The sequence below is a fragment of the Streptomyces globisporus genome (assembly GCF_003501885.1).
Taxonomy (GTDB): Bacteria; Actinomycetota; Actinomycetes; order Streptomycetales; family Streptomycetaceae; genus Streptomyces; species Streptomyces globisporus_D.
This window is the reverse complement of the sequence record NZ_QWFA01000029.1, coordinates 24,248-42,031: the sequence shown is the minus strand read 5'-3', so window position 1 is coordinate 42,031 and position 17,784 is coordinate 24,248. Positions and strand designations below refer to the sequence as shown.

Genomic DNA, 17,784 nt, shown 5'->3' with positions numbered 1-17,784 from the left:
ACCCCTCCCGCACCCCCGAGGGCCGCACCCCCGACGGCACCCTCCTCGTCGCCGATTTCGGCAGCGACACCGTGACCTTCGTCGACCCCGGCCGCGACGGTTCCGGGGAGGGCGGGGCGCCCATCGCCTCCGTGAAGGTCGGCACCGCCCCCTACGGACTCGTCGTCGGCGAGGACGGGCGGGCCTGGGTCGCCACCGCCGAGGGCGTCGCCGTCGTCGACACCGAGCAGCGGACCCGGATCGCGCTCGTCCCGTATGCGACGGAGTCCGGCCCCGTCACCACCGGCGAGTACCGGGGCGGCGGCATGGGCATCGCCCTGGCCGCGGACGGCAGCCGCGTCTACGTCGGGGTCAACGTGCCCGGCGAGGACGGCACGGTCGAGGTCATCGACACCGCGACCCGCGAGGTCATCGGCACCGCGCCGGTCGGCATGCGCCCCTTCGACGTGGACGTCTCGCCGGACGGCCGCGAGGTGTACGCCACCGATCACGACTCCTTCGACGTGACGGCGGTCGACGCGGACACGCTGAAGACCCGGCGTATGGAGGTCGCCCCGTACGGCACGGAGGGCGGGCTCGGCTCCTGGCTGAAGCCGCACTACGCCGTCGTGCGCCCCGCCGACGGCAAGCTGCTGCTGCCCTTCGAGGGGGAGCGGCTGGCCGTACTGGACCCGCGCACAGGGAAGGTGACGATCGAGCGGATGACCGCGAACACCCACCAGCACGGCGCGACCCTCGCCCCCGACGGCACCCTCCTCGTGGTCGGCACCGGCCCGATCGGCTCGGACGACGAGGACCCCTCGCTCACCGTCCGCGCCCCCGACGGCTCGGAGCGGGTCGTTCCGCTGGAGGGCCCGCACGAGGACGTGGCGGTGTCGGCGGACGGCGGCACGGCGTACGTCACCGGCGGTTTCACCCGCGACGGCCACTGGAACGGGATCACGGTCGTCGACCTGGACGACGAGGAGAGCGAGCCCGTCCGCCTGACGTCAGGCAACCGGCCCCTCGGTATCGCCGTCCTCTGAGCCAGGAGCCGCCCGCTCCTCCCCCGAGGCGGGCGGCTCCTTCCGGCGGAGGAAACCGCCTAAAATCGACCGGTGAACCACCGCACCCCGGCCTCCGCCCCCCTCCTGCTCGCCCTGGCCCTCGCCCTCCTGGGCTCGGGCTGCACCGGCGGTGTCGAGGGGACCCCGGGCGCGGTCGGCGTGCGCGACCCGTACTTCCCCGGGCTCGGCAACGGCGGCTACGACGTCACCCACTACGGCCTGAAGCTCGACGTCGACCCCGCCGCCGGCGATCTGCGCGGCACGGCCACCATCACCGCCCGCACCACCCAGCACCTGAGCGCCTTCCACCTCGACCTCGCCGGGCTCGACGTGGAGAGCGCCACCGTCGAGGGGGAGCCCGCCGCCGTGAACCGGGCGGGCAAGGAGCTGACGATCCGCCCCGACGCCTCGGTGGACGACCGGATGCGCAGGGGGCGCACGTTCACCACCGTCGTGCGCTACTCCGGCTCCCCGCAGGCCGTCACCGACGCCGACGGCGAGGAGGAGGGCTGGCTGCGGACGGCGGACGGCTCGGTCGCACTCGGCGAGCCGACCGGCTCCATGGCCTGGTTCCCCGGCAACCACCACCCGAGCGACAAGGCCGCGTACGACATCGAGGTCACCGTCCCCGATCCGCTGAAGGCGATCTCCAACGGGCAGCTGGTCGCCCGGCGGACGGAGGACGGCCGCACCGCCTACCACTGGCGGACCACCGAGCCGATGGCGAGCTATCTGGCGACCGTGGCCGTCGGCCGGTTCACCACCGAGCAGGCGCGCACCCCCGACGGCATCCGCCTGTTCACCGCCGTGGACCCGCAGTCGGCGGCGGCGAGCGAGGACGTGCTGGCACAGATCCCCGAGGTGCTGGCGTGGTCGCGGGCCAGGTTCGGGCCGTACCCCTTCATCTCCGCCGGGGCGATCGTGGAGCGCACGGGCGACTCGACGTACGCCCTGGAGACCCAGAACCGGCCCGTCTTCCCCGGTCCGCCCGACACGGGTCTCCTCGTCCACGAGCTGGCCCACCAGTGGTTCGGGAACTCCGTCACCCCGAAGACCTGGCGGGACATGTGGCTCAACGAGGGCTTCGCCACCTACGCGGAGTGGCTCTGGGCCGCCGACCACGACGGCGTGCCGGTCGGGGAGAGCTTCGACGAGGCGTACGACGACGATGCCAACTGGGCGTTCCCGCCCGCCGATCCGCCCGCCGCCCTCGACCTCTCCGACCCGCCGGTCTACGGGCGCGGGGCCATGGTCGTGCACCGGATCCGGCTCGCCATGGACGACGACAAGGCGTTCTTCGCGCTGCTGCGGGGCTGGACCGCGAAGTACCGGCACGCCAACGCCTCCACCGGCGACTTCACGGCGTACGTGGAGGAGGAGACCGGCCGGGACCTCACCGGGCTGTGGGACGCCTGGCTGTACGGCGGAAGCCGGCCCGCCCGGGAGGGCTGACCGGCTTCCGCGTGCCTGACGTGGAGGGTTACTTGACGTTGACCCCGGTCCAGGTGGCCGAGACCGCCTTCAGCTCTTCGCTGTCCGCCCCGAACAGGTCGGTCGCCGCCTTCTCGGTCGCGACGCGCGCGCCCGCGTAGTCGGTGGTGGAGGTCATGTAGACCGAGAGCGCCTTGTACCAGATCTGGTACGCCTTCTCCCGCCCGATGCCCGTCCAGGTCGAGGAGTGGTGGACGTCCAGGTCGCCGAGGTTCTCGTCCCAGAAGTCGGCGGAGTTGCCGTCCTTGGAGGGCTTGTCCATGTAGCGCAGCGGGGTGCCGTCGCCGTTGATGTCGATCTTCTCGCCGATGAGGTAGTCGCCCGCGTCCGAGGCGTTGTCGGCGAAGAACTCCACCGAGGCGCCGAGGATGTCGCTGGTCGCCTCGTTGAGGCCGCCGGACTCGCCCGCGTAGTCCAGGTTGGCGGTGGCGGAGGTGAGGCCGTGGGTCATCTCGTGGGCCGCGACGTCGATCGAGGTGAGGGGCGTCGACGGCGGCGGTCTGCCGGTCGCCGCCGGTGCCGTCGCCCCAGGTGTCGTCGTCGTCCGTGACGAGGTCGCCGGTGCCGGACGAGCCCTGGTTCAGGTCGTACGTCTTGTGGCCGCCGCGCTCGCCGTCGGTCAGCTCGAAGCCCGCGTCGGTCTTCGTCGTGGTGATCTCGACCTCGCCGCTGTACTGGCTGTTGCCGGTGCCGGTCTCGATCGCCTCGTAGCTGTGCAGCTTCTTGCCCGTGGTGGCATCGGTGATGGTGTGGACGCGGCTGGGCGTGCCGTCCTTCTGGACGCCCTTCTTGACGGTCTCCCAGGCGAGAACCGGGTTCTCGCCGCCCGCGTAGATCACCTTTCNCGCCGCGGTGGAGCGGGCGTCGTCGTCGGGTGTGGCGACGGCGGTTCCGGCCTGGACACCGGCGACGACCATCGCGGCCGTGGCCGCGAGTGCTGCGAGTCGCCGCGTGGTGCGCGGGGCGCGGGAGTTGTGGGGGGTGGTGTGGAGGTTCATGTGTGTTCTCCGTCGGTCGTCCTGTGGGGGGACTACGAGCGGAGAGCGTGCCACCGAATGAGCGAAATTGACGGTGTGCCGACAAATGCCTCACAAGTTTTTGACCAGTTCTTGTACGAATGGGGTGCCGTACTGTCCGGTATTCGGCGAAGTGGCGGGTTTCAGCGGTGCGAGGCGGGCGGCTTGACGGTGGCTCACCCACGCCGGAGCCCCCGGCCGCGATCGCGGCCGGGGGCTCCGGTCAAACTGTTGTGCGCTCGGGCGAGACGTCAGAGGTTGACGCCGAAGTCCTGGGCGATGCCGCGCAGGCCGGAGGCGTACCCCTGGCCGACCGCGCGGAACTTCCACTCGGCGCCGTTGCGGTAGAGCTCGCCGAAGACCATGGCGGTCTCGGTGGCGGCGTCCTCGCTCAGGTCGTAGCGGGCGATCTCGGCGCCGCCGGCCTGGTTGAGGATGCGGATGAACGCGTTGCGGACCTGGCCGAAGTTCTGGCTGCGGGTCTCGGCGTCGTAGATGGAGACCGGGAAGACGATCTTGTCCACGTCGGCCGGCAGGCCCGCCAGGTTGACGTTGATCTGCTCGTCGTCGCCCTCGCCCTCACCCGTGACGTTGTCACCGGTGTGCACGATGGTCTGGTCCGGCGTCGACTTGTTGTTGAAGAAGACGAAGTGGCCGTCCGAGACGACCTTCCCCGTCGGGTTGACCGCGATCGCCGAGGCGTCGAGGTCGAAGTCGGTGCCGGTGGTGGTACGGACGTCCCAGCCGAGGCCGACCGTGACGGCGGTAAGGCCCGGTGCCTCCTTGGTGAGCGAGACGTTGCCGCCCTTGGACAGGCTTACTGCCATGGGAAGTCCCTTTCCTCGTCGTGTGCGGGCTTCGTGCCATCACGAAAGCTACCGTCACCCGTCATAACGCAAGCAGGAGACCACGAGGTTCCTGCTCGCTTTACTTTCTTTACGAAGTTCCTCCGGACGCGGGGGCCCGGGGCAGGGCAAAAGAAGGTGACGGGCGGGGTGCGGGGGAGGGACCATGGGTGTCATGTCCGGGCCCTATGTCATCCGCGGCTCGGTCTCCCTCCCGGAGGCCGAGCTCATGTGGCGTTTCTCGCGGTCCTCAGGGCCCGGCGGTCAGCACGTCAACACCAGCGACTCCCAGGTGGAGCTGCGCTTCGACCTGGCCGCGACCGACGCGCTCCCCGAGGTGTGGAAGGCCCGGGCGCTGGAGCGGCTCGCGGGCCGGCTGGTGGGCGGGGTGGTCTCCGTACGGGCCTCCGAGCACCGCTCCCAGTGGCGCAACCGCGAGACGGCCGCCGTGCGGCTCGCCGCACTCCTCGCCGAGGCCACGGCGCCGCCGCCCAAGCCCCGGATCAAGCGGAAGATCCCGCGCGGGATCAACGAGCGCAGGCTGCGCGAGAAGAAGCAGCGCGGCGACACCAAGCGCGGGCGCTCCGGCCGCGACTGGTAGCCGGAGGCCACGGGTGCGCCTCCCGGGCGGGCGGGAGACGGGCCTCCCGGGAGGTGGCGGGCCGACCCGGAACGAGGCGTCAGCCCAGTTGGCGGTAGCGGCCCTTGAAGTACGTCAGCGGGTCGCCCTCCGGGCTCGGCAGCTCCGCCGTGAGCACCCTCCCGATCACCAGGGTGTGGTCCCCGGCCACCACGCGTTGCTCGGTCCGGCACTCCAGGGTCGCCAGCGCCCCGCCGATCAGCGGAGCCCGCGTCACCTCGCCCCGTACGTACGCGACGTCCTCGAACAGCAGCCGGTCGCTGATCCGGCCCTTCATGGCGAACCGGCCCGCGATGTGCCGCTGGCTCGCGGCCAGGACGGAGACCGCCCACAGCGGCTGCTCCTCCAGCAGATCGTCCATCCGGGAGCCGTTGCGCAGGCTCACCATCACCAGGGGCGGTTCCAGGGACACGGACATGAAGGCGGTCGCCGTCATGCCCACGTCCTCGCCCCGGCCGTCCTCGTCGAGGGGCGGCTCCTGGGCGGTGACCAGCACCACCCCGGCGGCCAGCCGCGCGAGGGCGGCACGGAACTCGTCGTTGCTCACTCCCTCAGCATGAGGGACGGTCTCGGGGCGCGGGGTGGGGGGCTTCGTCTGGAGCACACCCCGACGCTAACGGCGGGGCCCGGGCGGTCGCATCGGGCCAGGGGACCAGGCAGGTCCTAGGACCCCGGGAGGGGCAACAGGCGAATCGGAGGAAGAGGGGGCGTGCGCGGGCGCACACAACGGGAATCCGTCCCTCCCGGTGACCGCGGAACGATCGTCGTCGCCGTGAGTCACCGGCACCCCCCGGTCATCTGTTGTGACTTGAGTCACAGAGTCCATTTTCTGCTGACCCTGTGTACCGGGTGCACAGCTCACTGTGATTCAGTGGCCGTGACACTGCAACAAGTACGTCGATATGAAACCTGGAGTTGCTGTCGAGGTCCCGGGGGTGCGAGCGATGGAGGCCGAGTCGGAGCCGTACGTCCGCCTGGCGACCATGCGGCAGCTGCATCAGGCCGTCGCCGATCTCAACACGGCGCGGAGCCTCGCGGACACGCTCCAGAGCGTGGTCGACGGGATCGTCGAGGGCCTCGGCTACGAGCTGGCCTGCGTCAACCTGGTCCGGCCCGAGGGCGACCTCGTCATCGCCGCCTTCGCGGGCAACGCCGCAGCCGAGGCCCTGATCACCGGCCGCGTCGGCTCCCGCGACTCCTGGAACCGCCGGCTCTCCATGGGCGAGGCGTGGGGCAGCCTCCGCTTCATCCCGCACACCGAGGGCTGGGTCCTCCTCGACGACGACGTACCGCAGTGGCACACCGAGGGGCCCGAACCCCGGTTCGAGGACGAGTGGCACCCGCTCGACCGGCTCTACGCCCCGATGTACGCGTCGGCGGGCGGGGGTGACCTCCTCGGGGTCATCTCCGTCGACCGGCCGCGCAACGGACGCCGCCCCGGCGCATGGGGGCGCGAAGCGCTCCAGATGTACGCCTCCCAGGCCGCCATCGCCATCAGCAACGCCCGCCTGCGGTCCAACATGCAGCGCGCCCTCGTCCGTCTGGAGCGGGAGCAGCAGGCGCTGCGGGCCAGCGAGGAGTCCTTCCGTCAGGCCTTCGAGTACGCGCCCAGCGGCATGGCCATCGCCGAGATGGGCGGCGACCAGCAGGGCAGGCTGCTGCGGACCAACGACGCCCTGTGCCGACTGCTCGGCCGCCCGGCCTCCGTGATGCGCCGCTACTCCTTCGCCGACCTGGTCCACCCCGAGGACATCGGCACCCTTCTGCGCACCTCCGCCGAGGGCGGCCGGGCCGAGCTGCGCCTCAGCCGCCGGGACGGCACCTACCTCTGGGTCTCGCTGCGCAACTCCGTCGTCGCGGACACCGCCGACGGGCCGCGCTTCCTGCTCACCCATGTCGAGGACATAGAGGAGCGCAAGCGCCACGAGCTGAACCTCGCCCACCGCGCCTCGCACGACGCGCTGACCGGACTGCCCAACAGCGCCGAGCTGAAGTCGCGGCTCAGTGCCCGGATCTGCGAGCGGCCGCACTCCTCCCCGGCCACGACCGCGATCGAGGCGCTGGACGCGGCGTACGGGGACGTCGAGTCCTCCCTCACCCACGGTTACCAGGCCGACTGCTACGAGGGTGAGGTGATCCCCGGCGGCGGGCCCTTCGACCACCATGTGCACACGGTGGCCCCGGATCCCGAGCACGACGACGGGACGAAGGGGCTCGCGGTCCTCTTCTGCGACCTCGACGGTTTCAAGTCCATCAACGACCGCTTCGGACACCACACGGGCGACGCCGTGCTCATCGAGGTCGCCCGGCGGCTGAGCACCTGTGTGCGGGACGGCGACACCGTCGCCCGGCTCGGAGGTGACGAATTCGTCGTTCTCGCCGACGGTCTCGGGGCGGCGGACGCCGCTGACCTGGCCGTTCGCCTGAGAAATGCCATCATTCCGCCCATAAGGGTCGACGGCCGGGCGGTCCGGGTCGGGGCGAGTTTCGGCATCGGCTGGGCCGAGTGCGGCATGACCGTCGAAGAGGTCCTGCGCTCCGCCGACCAGCGGATGTACGTGGAGAAACGGTCCCGGGCGAAGGTTCACCGCAGGGCCGGATGACGTTCACGACGCGTTCCTCCCCCTACCCCGTACCCGTTCCCCCGGGGCCGTCCCGGTGGACGAGCGCAATTCGGGGGCTGCTCCGTTCGAGGTAGGCTCGGCCGGTCGGCGACGGCTGGCGAGATGGTGAGGAGTGACCCAGGGATGACGGCCGGAAACAGCGGCGCGAGCAAGCCCGAGGACGACGATCCGTTCGGCTACCTGTACGCGGACGGACAGGCGGCAGGCGCCCAGGCGCCCGGCCAGGGCGGTTACGGCTACCCGGGTCCGGCCGCGCAGCCGGGCGTGCCCAGAACGTCCTACAACCAGGTGCGTGCCGTCGGGGAGCGCCAGTACGGCCAGCAGCAGGTGCCGCAGCAGCAGGGCGGGTACGGCTACCCGCCCCAGCAGGCCTACGGCCAGCCCGCGCAGCAGTACAACCGGCCGAACCCGCAGTACGCGGCCCCCGAGACCTACCCCGGCGGCGCGTCCCACGGGCAGCCCCCGGCCCAGGGCGGCCACGGCGGCGGTACGGGCCGCGGCGGCCCGAACACGAAGGCGCTCCTGATCGCTGCGGTCGCCGTGGTCGCGGTCGTCCTCATCGGCATCGGCGCCGCCCTGCTCACGGGCGACGACGGCGACAAGGACGACAAGAAGAACGAGGCGTCGTCCTCGGAGGGCCCCGCCGGCGAGGTCGAGGAGTCGAAGAAGCCGGAGAAGAAGCCGAAGGAGACCCCGAAGCCGGTCGAGCTGCCGAAGCAGGACGCGGCGACGCTGACGCTGGGCGGGACGGCGGCCCTGGACTCCACGGTCAAGGGTGCCAAGGGCGCGAACGGCAACTACATCAACCTGAACGAGGTCGGCCGGTCGGCCACCTGGTCGGTGGAGGTGCCCGAGGCCGGCGCGTACACCCTGTACGTGACCTACGGCGTGCCCGGCAAGGACGCGAAGACGACCCTGACGGTCAACGACCAGGAGCCCCGCTCCATCAACATGAAGAACTTCGCGCGGGCTCCCGAGGGCGACCTGGAGAAGGGCTGGACCAACACGTTCGCGTACGTCCAGCTCGACAAGGGCGCCAACACCCTCAAGCTGTCCTGCGAGGAAGGCGACCAGTGCGACGCCAACCTCGACCAGCTGGAGCTGAAGGCGGGCCACATCCAGAAGAACGGCTGACGGCCGCTCCCTCCGCTCACGCCCTGATCACCGAACCGGTGGTCAGGGCGTCGGCGTGTGCGGCTCCACCGTGACGTGCGGCAGCAGCTCCGCGTAGGCCGTCGCGTCGAACTCGCCTGCCGTCGGGGCCAGCACCGTCGCCGTCGACAGGGCCACCGCCCGGGCGAGGCGCTCCGGCCAGTCGAGGCCCTCGGCCAGGGCGGACAGCAGCCCGGCGACCGCGGAGTCGCCCGCGCCGGTCGGGTTGCCGCGCACGGGTGCGGGCGGGGCCGCCCGCCAGACGCCGTCCGGGGTGAGCGCCAGCACCCCCTCCGGGCCGAGCGAGGCGATCACGGCGTGGGCCCCGCGGCGGCGGGCGTCCCCCGCGGCGCGCAGCGGGTCGCGGGAGCCGGTCAGCCGGGCCAGCTCCTCCGCGTTCGGCTTGACCAGGTCGGGGCGGGCGGCGATGCCCCGGCGCAGCGGTTCGCCGCTGGTGTCCAGCAGCACGGGTACGGCGGCGGCGCGGGCGATCCGGACCAGTTCGGCGTACGCCCCGACGTGGATGCCGGGCGGCAGGGAGCCGCAGAGCGCGACCGCGTCGGCCCCGGCGAGCAGCTCCTCGTACGTCCGAAGGAAGGCGGCCCATTCGGCGGGGCTCACCTGCGGTCCGGGTTCGTTGAGCTGGGTGGTGTCGCCGGTCGAGCGGTCGGTGATCGCGAGGGTGCGGCGGGTGTTCCCGGCGACCCGGACGAGGGCGTCGCACGGCGGGAGCGGGGCGAGGAGGCCGCGCAGGACGTCTCCGTTCGCACCGCCGACGAAGCCGGTGACCACGGCGTCGTGGCCGAGGGCGCCCAGCACCCGGGCGACGTTCAGGCCCTTGCCGCCGGGGCGCTCGGTGACCTCTCCGACCCGGTGGCTGCCGTGCGGGACGAGTGCGTCGACGGTGTACGTCACGTCGAGCGCGGTGTTCAGGGTGACGGTCAGGATCACCTGGTCCGGTCCCTCCCTCGGTCAGTGCTCCCGGCGGTTCGCGCCGGGTGACGGCACGCCATTTCCGATGATCATGTCAAAGGCGGGGCGGTCGGCCCAGACCCGAGGGCCGACCGCCATCGCTTCGTTACGCGCCCGGTCCGCTCGGTCGGCGGGTGGTGGAGCGGCTGGAGTCGCGAGCCCCGTAGAAGCCGGATCACCGTGACGACCGCACAGCAGCACGAGCCCTCCATCCGCCCGGCGACCCCGGAGGATCTCGGCGATCTCCAAGCTCTCGCGCGCCGCACGATCGACGCCTGCTACCGCGGGTTCCTCGGTGACGAGGCGGTGGACCGGTTCATCGGCAGCGGGGCTTCGGACGCGCATGTGGAGAGCCGCCTCGGACAGGGCGGTGTCTCCGCGGGCCTGCTGGAGGACGAGGGCCCGGCCAAGCTGGTGTACACCCGGAGCGCTGCGGCTCCGTCCTGACCCCGGGCCCCGCGCCCCGGTCCCTCGGACCGGGGACCGGGGACCGGGGAGGCGCCTCAGGCCGTCTTCGGCTCGATGATCCACTCGCCCCGGCGCATGACGCCCTTGAGGACGAATTCCTCGTCGAGGACCACGAGGTCGGCGTCCTTGCCCGCATCCAGCGAGCCGACCCGGTCGTAGACGCCGAGCAGCCGGGCCGGGTTGGCGGAGATGGACCGGACGACGTCATCGACGGGGATCTCGTCGAGGGTGACCGCCCGGCGGAACGCGGTGTCCAGGGTGAGCGTGGAGCCGGCGATCGAGCCGCCCTCCACCAGCCGGGCGACGCCGTCCTTGACCTCGACCGCGAGCGGCCCGAGGTCGTAGGAGCCGTCGCCGAAGCCGGCCGCGTCCATCGCGTCGGTGATCAGCGCGACCCGTCCCGCACCCTTGTGCCGGTAGGCCAGCTCCAGGACGGCCGGGTGCAGATGCGTGCCGTCGTTGATCAGCTCGACGGTGATCCGGTCGTCCTCCAGGAGGGCGGCGATCGGGCCGGGCTCGCGGTGGGCGAGCGGCGGCATCGCGTTGAACAGATGCGTGGCGACGGTCGCGCCCGCGTCGATGGCCTCGACCGTCTGCTCGTACGTCGCGTCCGTGTGGCCGATGGCGGCGATGACCCCGTGCTCGGCGAGCAGCCGTACGGAGTCGATGCCGCCGGGCAGTTCGGTGGCGAGGGTGAACATCCGGGCGGTGCCGCGCGCGGCGTCCAGCAGCTTGCGGACCTCGGCCGGGTCAGGGTCGCGCAGCAGCTCCTCGCTGTGGGCGCCCTTGCGGCACGGCGAGATGAAGGGGCCCTCGAAGTGGATCCCGGCCAGATCGCCCTGCTCGACCAGTTCGGACAGGACGCCCGCGCGCCGGGCGAGGAAGTCCATCTCGCCGGTGACGGTGGAGGCGACCATCGTGGTGGTGCCGTGCTCGCGGTGCGTACGGATGCCGGTGAGGACCTCGTCCACGGTGCCGGAGGTGAAGGAGGCCCCGCCGCCGCCGTGGTTGTGCATGTTCACGAAGCCGGGGACCACCCAGTGGCCGGAGAGGTCGACGGTCCGGGCGCCCTCCGGTGCGGAGGCGGCGATACGGGTGCCTTCGACGGTCACCCGGCCGTCCTCGACCGTGCCGGTGGGGAGCACCACCCGGGCGCCGGCGAGAACGGTGCTGTCTGCTGCGCGTGGGGCCATCAGGCGGAAACCTCCGTGGCGAGTAGATCCCAGGCGAGCAGCCCCGCGCCCAGGCATCCGGCGGTGTCCCCGAGGGCCGCCGGGACGATGTGGGGCAGCTTCTGGAACGTGATCCGTTCCTCGACGGCCGCACGCAGTGGTGTGAACAAGGTTTCCCCGGCTTCGGCGAGACCGCCACCGATGATGAGCGTGCCCGGGTCGAGCAGAGTGAGCGCGGTGACGAGGCCGGCGGCGAGCGCGTCGACCGCGTTCCGCCAGACCTCGATCGCCGCCGGGCCGCCCGACTCGACGGCCTTCGCGCAGTCCGCGGCGTCCGCCCCGGGGTCCCCGGAGGCGGCAGCCCAGGCCCGGGTCACCGCGGCGGCGGATGCCAGGGTCTCCAGACAGCCGCGCTGGCCGCAGCTGCAGTCGGGTCCGTCCGGGCGGACGACGATGTGGCCGATCTCGCCCGCGTCCCCGTGGGCGCCCGCCTCGATGGCGCCCGCGATGCCGATGGCCCCGGCGATCCCGGTGCCGAGCGGGACGAACAGGAAGCGGTCCGTGCCGCGCCCGGCCCCGATGCGGCCCTCGGCGAGCCCGCCGGTGCGGACGTCGTGGCCGAGGGCGACCGGGATGGCGCCCAGCCGCTCGGAGAGCAGGGCGCGCAGCGGTACGTCGCGCCAGCCCAGGTTCGCGGCGTACACCGCGATGCCCTTCGCGGAGTCGACGATGCCGGGCACGGCGACCCCGGCGGCGACGGCGCTCTCGCCGAGGTGCTCCTCGCCGTGGGCCCGCAGATCCGCCGCGAACGCGAGGATCGACTCGATGACCGCTTCGGCGCCGCGCTTCCGGTCGGTGGCCCGCCGCGCCTCGTGGAGGAGGGTGCCGTCGGTCCCGACCAGTGCGGCCTTCATTCCGGTGCCGCCCACATCGAGGGCGATGACATGTCTCACGGGAGACAGTTTCGCCCGCCGACCCCCAAAAGGTCTAGTCCACTAACGTGGTTTGTTGCGCACCCATACAAAATGAGGAACCAGTGAAGAACGGACCTTTTTCTTCCGGAAGGTCACGTATGGGAACTCCGGATCGGCGGGTATCCGGGTCAAAGGTCTGGACCAAGATACGGGCCGGGGGCTCCGACTTCCAGTACCCGCAAGCCAGTTGTGGCCCTCAGGGCCCGTATACGTTGCCGAAGCGATACGCCGGTGGTGTAGACCTTCGCGTCGGCAATGGGGGAAAATCGCAGTTCATCCGGACGGTGCCCAGGACAGGGCGGCACTGCCGCGGCCGAACGAGGGCTGCGGCCTGCGCCGTGCGCACCGCCCGTGGGCAAGGCGATCGACGAGGATGGGCGAGGCTGTGCAGCGGCGCTTTTTGGGTCTGACCGCGGCGGTGGCCGCGCTGGGAATGACGGCAACGTTGTCGGCCTGCGGTGGTGATGCCGCTTCGGGCGACGTCACGCTGAAGCTGGTCGCCGCGGACTACGGCACCGGTCCGGAGAACAGCTCCGAGAAGTACTGGAGCGGGGTCGCCTCGGGCTTCGAGAAGGAGCACCCCGGCATCAAGGTCGAGGTCACCGTCCTCTCCTGGAAGGACGTCGACCGCGAGGTCGCCGCGATGGTGAAGGCCGGCGACGCGCCGGACATCGCCCAGATCGGCGCCTACGCGGACTACGCCAAGGCGGGCAAGCTCTACAGCGCCGACGAGATGCTCGCCATCCGCACCGCGGCCAACTTCCTGCCCTCGCTCACCGACGCGGGCAAGGTCGACGGCACGCTGTACGGCCTGCCCTTCGTCGCCAGCACCCGGCTGCTCTTCTACAACCAGAAGCTCTTCCAGCAGGCGGGCCTGGACGCCCCCGAGACCTGGGACGACATCAGCAGTGACGCCGCGGCCCTCAAGGCGAAGGGCGTCGACTACCCCTTCGCCCTGCCGCTCGGCCAGGAGGAGGCCCAGGCCGAGACCCTGATGTGGCTGCTCAGCGGCAACGGCGGCTACACGGACGACGTCGGCTCGTACGACATCGACTCGGCCGAGAACGTCGCCACGTTCCGCTGGCTGCGGGACAACCTCGTCGGCAAGGGCCTCACCGGCCCGGTCGCGCCGGGCAAGCTGGACCGGGCCAAGGCCTTCGAGGCGTTCACCGCCGGCAAGGTCGGCATGCTCAACGGCCACCCCACCCTGATGGACGAGGCCGAGGCCAAGGGCGTCAAGGTCGGCATGGTGCCGCTGCCCGGCGCCGACGGCCCGACCAAGGGCTCCATGGGCGTCGCCGACTGGATGATGGGCTTCAAGGAGAACGGCCACCGCAAGGAGATCGGCACGTTCCTCGACTACGCCTACTCCGACGAGAACGTGCTGGAGTTCGCCGAGGAGTACGACCTCCTCCCGGTGACCGGCAGCGCCTCCGCCGCGATGGAGACCGACAAGAAGCACAAGAAGCTGCACGAGTTCCTGGCCGCGCTGCCCAACTCGACCCTGCCCCCGTTCGGCAAGACGTCCTGGGCCACGGTCAGCGACACGATCAAGAAGAAGATCGGCAGCGCGGTCGCGCCGGGCAGCAACCCCGAGAGCATCCTCGGGGAGATATCCGCCGAGGCCGCGGAGGCGGAAGCCGCCGAGTAGCCACCACGGGCCGCGCGGGCGGAGCCGGGCCGCGTGTGGGTGTCGGGGGCGGGTATTAGGTTGGTTGATATGACCGCCCCCGACCACGAGCCCCACGATGGACCGGCCGCGCCCGCGCCCGGTCCGGACGAGCTGTCCGTACGGGACCGGGCCCTGCTCGCCCTGGAGCGGCGGCCCTGGCCGGGGCCCGGGGCGAAGGAGCGGGCGATCCGCGAGGAGCTCAGGATCTCGCCGGTCCGCTACTACCAGCTGCTGAACGCGCTGATCGAGGACGAGCGGGCGCTGCGGGAGGATCCGGTCACGGTGAACCGGCTGCGGCGGGTGCGGGACGCGCGGCGCGGGCGGCGCTGAGGTTTCCTGCTCGGGGGCTCCGCCCCCGGACCCCCGCTCCTCAATCGCCGGAGGGGCTGGACTGCTCCAGCACCAGGTCCACCGCCTCGTCCAGGCGGTTCCGTTCGGCCTCCGTCAGGTACGGGTTCTGCTGCTGGCGGGTCCGGGCCAGCGCCAGATCGGCGGCCGACGCGCCCCCGTCGTCGGCGAGTTCGGCGAGGAGGGCCGCCAGCAGCGGCCGTACGTCGGCCCCCGCCGGGAACGCCGGGTCCAGCGCGATCCGGGCCAGGGTCAGCGCCGACATCGCCCGGTCGAGGCCGGGCGGGCCCTCCGCCGCGCTGGACCAGTCGATCACGACCGCGCCCTCGGCTGTCAGCATCACGTTCTCCGGATGCAGATCCAGATGGAGCACGCAGTCCTCCGGGTTCGTCGAGACCCGGGGCGGTATCGCGTGCAACTCCCGCAGCAGACGGGCGAGCAGGGCCCCCGCCTCGGTCACCCCCAGCCGCCCGGCCAGCAGGGCCTCGGCCAGGGTAGGGCCGGTCAGCCGCTGGAGCACCAGGTCCGTGGGGCGGGCCCCCTCGGCGGGCGGACCGATGCGCGGCACCGGGAAGCCGAAGGCGCCGACGTAACTCATCACGGCCAGCTCCTCCGTGGTGTCGGAGCGGTCCCGGTAGCGGCGAAGGACCCAGGAACCGTCGAGTGCGTACACGTCGGCGGTGCGTCCCGAGCCCAGAAGTTGCCCTGTGTGCATGAGGGCGAACCTACCCGGGCGTCCCGCCGAAAGGGAGACGGCTTCCGGTCCCCGGAGGGCGTCCGGCCCCCATAACGCGAAGGGAGGGGGGTGAACGGGATCTCCTGTGCCGGGTGTCACCGCCGCTACGGTTTCGGCAATTCCCTGGTCCGGACCAACCCCCGCCGGATCCGGACACCCCCTGAACCAAGGAGAGTCACGTGGAGAGAACCACGCTCCGCAGACGCGCCCTCGCCGTCGGCACCGCCACGGTGGCCGTGGGTGCGCTCGCCCTCGCCGGGCTGACCGGCGTGGCGTCCGCCGACCCCGCGGACAGCACCGCCCCGCCGGTCTCCGCCGACAGCCTGTCGCCCGGACTGCTGGCCGCCATGGAGCGCGACCTCGGCCTGGACGCGGACGACGCCCGGAGCCGGATAGGCAACGAATACCGCGCCGCAGCCGTCGCCGCCGGTCTGCAGAAGTCCCTCGGCGCCGACTTCGCCGGCGCCCGGGTCAGCGGAGAGAAGGCGACCCTGACCGTCTCCACCAGCGACGCCTCCCAGGCCGACCGGATCACCGGGGCCGGGGCGAAGGCCGAGGTCGTCGCCCACAGCCTGGACCGGCTCGAAGGCGTCAAGGCGGCCCTCGACAAGTCCGCGCTGCGCAAGGCTCCGAAGGACGTGCCCGTCTGGTACGTCGACGTCGAGGCCAACCGGGTCGTCGTGAACGCCGCGAGCACCGCCGCCGGAACGGCGTTCCTCAAGGCGGCCGGGGTGGACAGCGCCCTCGTCACCGTCGCCCGCTCCGCCGAGAAGCCCCGCACCTTCGCCGACCTGCGGGGCGGCGACGCGTACTACATGAACGGCTCCGGCCGCTGCTCCATCGGCTTCTCCGTCAAGCGCGGCACCCAGAACGGCTTCGCCACCGCGGGCCACTGCGGCCGGGTCGGCACGACCACCAACGGCTTCAACCAGCAGGCCCAGGGCACCTTCCAGGGCTCCACCTTCCCCGGCCGCGACTACGCCTGGGTCGCCACCAACGCCAACTGGACCCCGCGCCCGACCGTCAACGGCTACGGGCGGGGCGACGTCACCGTCGCCGGATCCACCGCCTCCGTCGTCGGCGCCTCGGTCTGCCGCTCCGGCTCCACCACCGGCTGGCACTGCGGCACCATCCAGCAGCTCAACACCAGCGTCACCTACCCGGAGGGCACCATCTCCGGCGTGACCCGCACCAGCGTCTGCGCGGAGCCCGGCGACTCCGGCGGCTCGTACATCTCCGGCAACCAGGCGCAGGGCGTCACCTCCGGCGGCTCGGGCAACTGCTCGTCGGGCGGTACGACGTACTTCCAGCCGCTCAACCCGCTGCTCCAGGCGTACGGGCTGACCCTGGTCACCAGCGGTACGCCCACCGACCCGCCGACCACGCCGCCGACCGACCCGCCCACCGACCCGCCGGGCGGCACCTGGGCGGCCGGCACCGCGTACGCCGCCGGAGCCACGGTGACGTACGGCGGAGCGACCTACCGCTGCCTCCAGGCGCACACGGCGCAGCCCGGCTGGACTCCCGCGGCCGTCCCCGCGCTCTGGCAGCGGATCTGACCGCTCCGGACCCGGCCCGGCAGCCCCGTACCAGCACCTCCTGAACCTCCCCGCCTCCCGCCTCCCCGCGTCGAGGCTCCCCGAGGACTCCGAGGAAACCGTCATGACCCCACACATGGACAACGCAACCCCCCACGACCCGGGCGCGTCCGACGATGCGTCGGGCGACCGGCGGCGGATCAGCCGCAAAGGTCTTCTGAAGGCCGCGCTCGTCGCGAGCGCCGCGCCCCTGCTCGCCGGAGGGGGCGTCGCGCTCGCCCGCGACGCCGCCGCCACCGGGAACGGGCCTCTGGCCCCGACCCCGGAGTGCGACGACGGCGACGACACGACGCCGCCGCAGATGGAGGGGCCGTACTTCAAGCCCAACTCGCCCCGCCGCACGAGCCTGGTGACCCCGAGCACCCCCGGCGTACCGCTCACCGTGAGCGGCTATGTCTTCGGCCGGGCCTGCCGGCCCATCTCCGGGGCCCTGCTCGACTTCTGGCAGGCGGACACGAACGGGGCCTACGACATGGCTCAGTTCGCTTTCCGGGGGCATCAGTTCACCGGCGCGGACGGCTCGTTCAGCCTCACCACGATCGTGCCGGGCCTCTACCCGGGCCGCACGCGCCACATCCATGTGAAGGCGCAGGCGCCCGGCGGCCGCATCCTCACCACCCAGCTCTACTTCCCGAACGAGCCCCGCAACAACACCGACGCCCTGTTCGACCCCGAGCTGCTGATGAACGTCCGCAACGTCGGCAACGGGCGCCAGGGTTCCTTCGACTTCGTCCTGGACGTCGCCCAGACGCCCGGGCCGACCGATCCGCCCACCGACCCACCCACCGAGCCGGGGACCAGCTGGGCCTCCGGCACCTCCTACCGCGCGGGCGACCGCGTGACCCACGGCGGGGTCGCCTACCGCTGTCTGCAGGCGCACCAGGCCATCTCCGGCTGGGAGCCGCCGAACGTCCCCGCGTTGTGGGAACGCGGGTAGACGACGGAAACAGCGAGCGCGCACCACCGCCCGCGCCCCGTTCACGCCGTCCGGCGCGTGAACGGGGCGCCTCCGTGTGCGCGGCCGGAAAAG

Annotated in this window: 16 protein-coding genes and 1 pseudogene; 10 read left to right on the top strand and 7 right to left on the bottom strand. The window is 72.1% G+C overall.

Annotated elements, in window-relative coordinates:
• Nucleotides 1–1,025: hypothetical protein (locus D3105_RS07520; RefSeq protein ID WP_118901232.1), on the top strand; the 1,025-nt coding region annotated here is incomplete at its 5' end.
• A gap of 72 nt (nucleotides 1,026–1,097) precedes the next feature.
• Nucleotides 1,098–2,498, top strand: a complete 1,401-nt coding sequence (locus D3105_RS07515; RefSeq protein ID WP_118901228.1) for a M1 family metallopeptidase — start codon at nucleotides 1,098–1,100, stop codon at nucleotides 2,496–2,498.
• 28 nt (nucleotides 2,499–2,526) lie between these two features.
• Here D3105_RS07515 and D3105_RS07510 read toward each other — a convergent pair.
• Nucleotides 2,527–3,535, bottom strand: a pseudogene (locus D3105_RS07510) (M4 family metallopeptidase).
• Nucleotides 3,536–3,804: 269 nt separating this feature from the next.
• Nucleotides 3,805–4,380: a TerD family protein gene (locus D3105_RS07505; RefSeq protein WP_010063685.1), complete on the bottom strand. Its 576-nt coding sequence runs from the start codon at nucleotides 4,378–4,380 to the stop codon at nucleotides 3,805–3,807.
• A 184-nt stretch (nucleotides 4,381–4,564) separates the two neighbouring features.
• On the opposite strand from D3105_RS07505, the gene arfB reads away from it, so the two are divergent.
• Entirely contained in the window at nucleotides 4,565–4,999 is a 435-nt protein-coding gene (arfB, locus tag D3105_RS07500; RefSeq protein ID WP_030088019.1) for an alternative ribosome rescue aminoacyl-tRNA hydrolase ArfB, read from the top strand.
• Between the two features lie 79 nt (nucleotides 5,000–5,078).
• On the opposite strand, the gene D3105_RS07495 is transcribed toward arfB, so the two are convergent.
• A complete protein-coding gene (locus tag D3105_RS07495; RefSeq protein ID WP_118901225.1) occupies nucleotides 5,079–5,585 on the bottom strand; it encodes a flavin reductase family protein in 507 nt (168 codons plus the stop codon).
• Between the two features lie 397 nt (nucleotides 5,586–5,982).
• On the opposite strand from D3105_RS07495, the gene cdgB reads away from it, so the two are divergent.
• Together cdgB and D3105_RS07485 are read left to right on the top strand one after the other, a co-directional pair.
• Nucleotides 5,983–7,641 carry a diguanylate cyclase CdgB gene (gene cdgB / locus D3105_RS07490; protein WP_118901222.1) on the top strand — a complete coding sequence of 553 codons (1,659 nt, stop codon included), beginning with the start codon at nucleotides 5,983–5,985 and terminating at the stop codon, nucleotides 7,639–7,641.
• Between the two features lie 144 nt (nucleotides 7,642–7,785).
• Complete coding sequence (locus D3105_RS07485; protein WP_118901220.1) at nucleotides 7,786–8,796, top strand: carbohydrate-binding protein; 1,011 nt, start codon at nucleotides 7,786–7,788, stop codon at nucleotides 8,794–8,796.
• A gap of 42 nt (nucleotides 8,797–8,838) precedes the next feature.
• Here the strand turns inward: D3105_RS07485 and D3105_RS07480 are convergent, their stop codons facing one another.
• Complete coding sequence (locus D3105_RS07480; RefSeq protein ID WP_118901218.1) at nucleotides 8,839–9,765, bottom strand: 1-phosphofructokinase family hexose kinase; 927 nt, start codon at nucleotides 9,763–9,765, stop codon at nucleotides 8,839–8,841.
• A gap of 201 nt (nucleotides 9,766–9,966) precedes the next feature.
• On the opposite strand from D3105_RS07480, the gene D3105_RS35220 reads away from it, so the two are divergent.
• Complete coding sequence (locus D3105_RS35220; protein WP_240646829.1) at nucleotides 9,967–10,233, top strand: hypothetical protein; 267 nt, start codon at nucleotides 9,967–9,969, stop codon at nucleotides 10,231–10,233.
• A gap of 56 nt (nucleotides 10,234–10,289) precedes the next feature.
• Here the strand turns inward: D3105_RS35220 and nagA are convergent, their stop codons facing one another.
• A complete protein-coding gene (gene nagA, locus D3105_RS07470; protein ID WP_118901216.1) occupies nucleotides 10,290–11,447 on the bottom strand; it encodes an N-acetylglucosamine-6-phosphate deacetylase in 1,158 nt (385 codons plus the stop codon).
• Nucleotides 11,447–12,340 carry an ROK family protein gene (locus tag D3105_RS07465; protein ID WP_240646831.1) on the bottom strand — a complete coding sequence of 298 codons (894 nt, stop codon included), beginning with the start codon at nucleotides 12,338–12,340 and terminating at the stop codon, nucleotides 11,447–11,449. Before D3105_RS07465 ends, nagA begins: the two co-directional genes overlap by 1 nt.
• A gap of 433 nt (nucleotides 12,341–12,773) precedes the next feature.
• Between D3105_RS07465 and D3105_RS07460 the strand changes: the two genes are divergently transcribed.
• Together D3105_RS07460 and D3105_RS07455 are read left to right on the top strand one after the other, a co-directional pair.
• Complete coding sequence (locus tag D3105_RS07460; protein WP_118901212.1) at nucleotides 12,774–14,051, top strand: ABC transporter substrate-binding protein; 1,278 nt, start codon at nucleotides 12,774–12,776, stop codon at nucleotides 14,049–14,051.
• Between the two features lie 69 nt (nucleotides 14,052–14,120).
• The gene (locus D3105_RS07455; protein ID WP_118901210.1) at nucleotides 14,121–14,402 is read left to right on the top strand and encodes a DUF3263 domain-containing protein; all 282 of its coding nucleotides are present in this window, start codon (nucleotides 14,121–14,123) and stop codon (nucleotides 14,400–14,402) included.
• Between the two features lie 40 nt (nucleotides 14,403–14,442).
• On the opposite strand, the gene D3105_RS07450 is transcribed toward D3105_RS07455, so the two are convergent.
• Nucleotides 14,443–15,135 carry a phosphotransferase gene (locus tag D3105_RS07450; protein ID WP_118901208.1) on the bottom strand — a complete coding sequence of 231 codons (693 nt, stop codon included), beginning with the start codon at nucleotides 15,133–15,135 and terminating at the stop codon, nucleotides 14,443–14,445.
• 200 nt (nucleotides 15,136–15,335) lie between these two features.
• On the opposite strand from D3105_RS07450, the gene D3105_RS07445 reads away from it, so the two are divergent.
• Both D3105_RS07445 and D3105_RS07440 read left to right on the top strand, forming a co-directional pair.
• Entirely contained in the window at nucleotides 15,336–16,715 is a 1,380-nt protein-coding gene (locus D3105_RS07445) for a carbohydrate-binding protein (protein ID WP_118901206.1), read from the top strand.
• Between the two features lie 115 nt (nucleotides 16,716–16,830).
• On the top strand, nucleotides 16,831–17,691 hold the full coding sequence (locus D3105_RS07440; protein WP_118901204.1) for a carbohydrate-binding protein: 861 nt from the start codon (nucleotides 16,831–16,833) through the stop codon (nucleotides 17,689–17,691).
• Nucleotides 17,692–17,784: the final 93 nt, after the last annotated feature.

Excerpts from the sequence above, each read along its gene's own strand:
- D3105_RS07450 (WP_118901208.1), bottom strand. The coding sequence starts at position 15,135 with ATGCACACAGGGCAACTTCTGGGCTCGGGACGCACCGCCGACGTGTAC.
- D3105_RS07465 (WP_240646831.1), bottom strand. The coding sequence starts at position 12,340 with ATGAAGGCCGCACTGGTCGGGACCGACGGCACCCTCCTCCACGAGGCG.
- nagA (WP_118901216.1), bottom strand. The coding sequence starts at position 11,447 with ATGGCCCCACGCGCAGCAGACAGCACCGTTCTCGCCGGCGCCCGGGTG.
- arfB (WP_030088019.1), top strand. The coding sequence starts at position 4,565 with ATGGGTGTCATGTCCGGGCCCTATGTCATCCGCGGCTCGGTCTCCCTC.
- D3105_RS07505 (WP_010063685.1), bottom strand. The coding sequence starts at position 4,380 with ATGGCAGTAAGCCTGTCCAAGGGCGGCAACGTCTCGCTCACCAAGGAG.
- D3105_RS07485 (WP_118901220.1), top strand. The coding sequence starts at position 7,786 with ATGACGGCCGGAAACAGCGGCGCGAGCAAGCCCGAGGACGACGATCCG.
- D3105_RS07455 (WP_118901210.1), top strand. The coding sequence starts at position 14,121 with ATGACCGCCCCCGACCACGAGCCCCACGATGGACCGGCCGCGCCCGCG.
- D3105_RS07460 (WP_118901212.1), top strand. The coding sequence starts at position 12,774 with ATGGGCGAGGCTGTGCAGCGGCGCTTTTTGGGTCTGACCGCGGCGGTG.
- D3105_RS07440 (WP_118901204.1), top strand. The coding sequence starts at position 16,831 with ATGGACAACGCAACCCCCCACGACCCGGGCGCGTCCGACGATGCGTCG.
- cdgB (WP_118901222.1), top strand. The coding sequence starts at position 5,983 with ATGGAGGCCGAGTCGGAGCCGTACGTCCGCCTGGCGACCATGCGGCAG.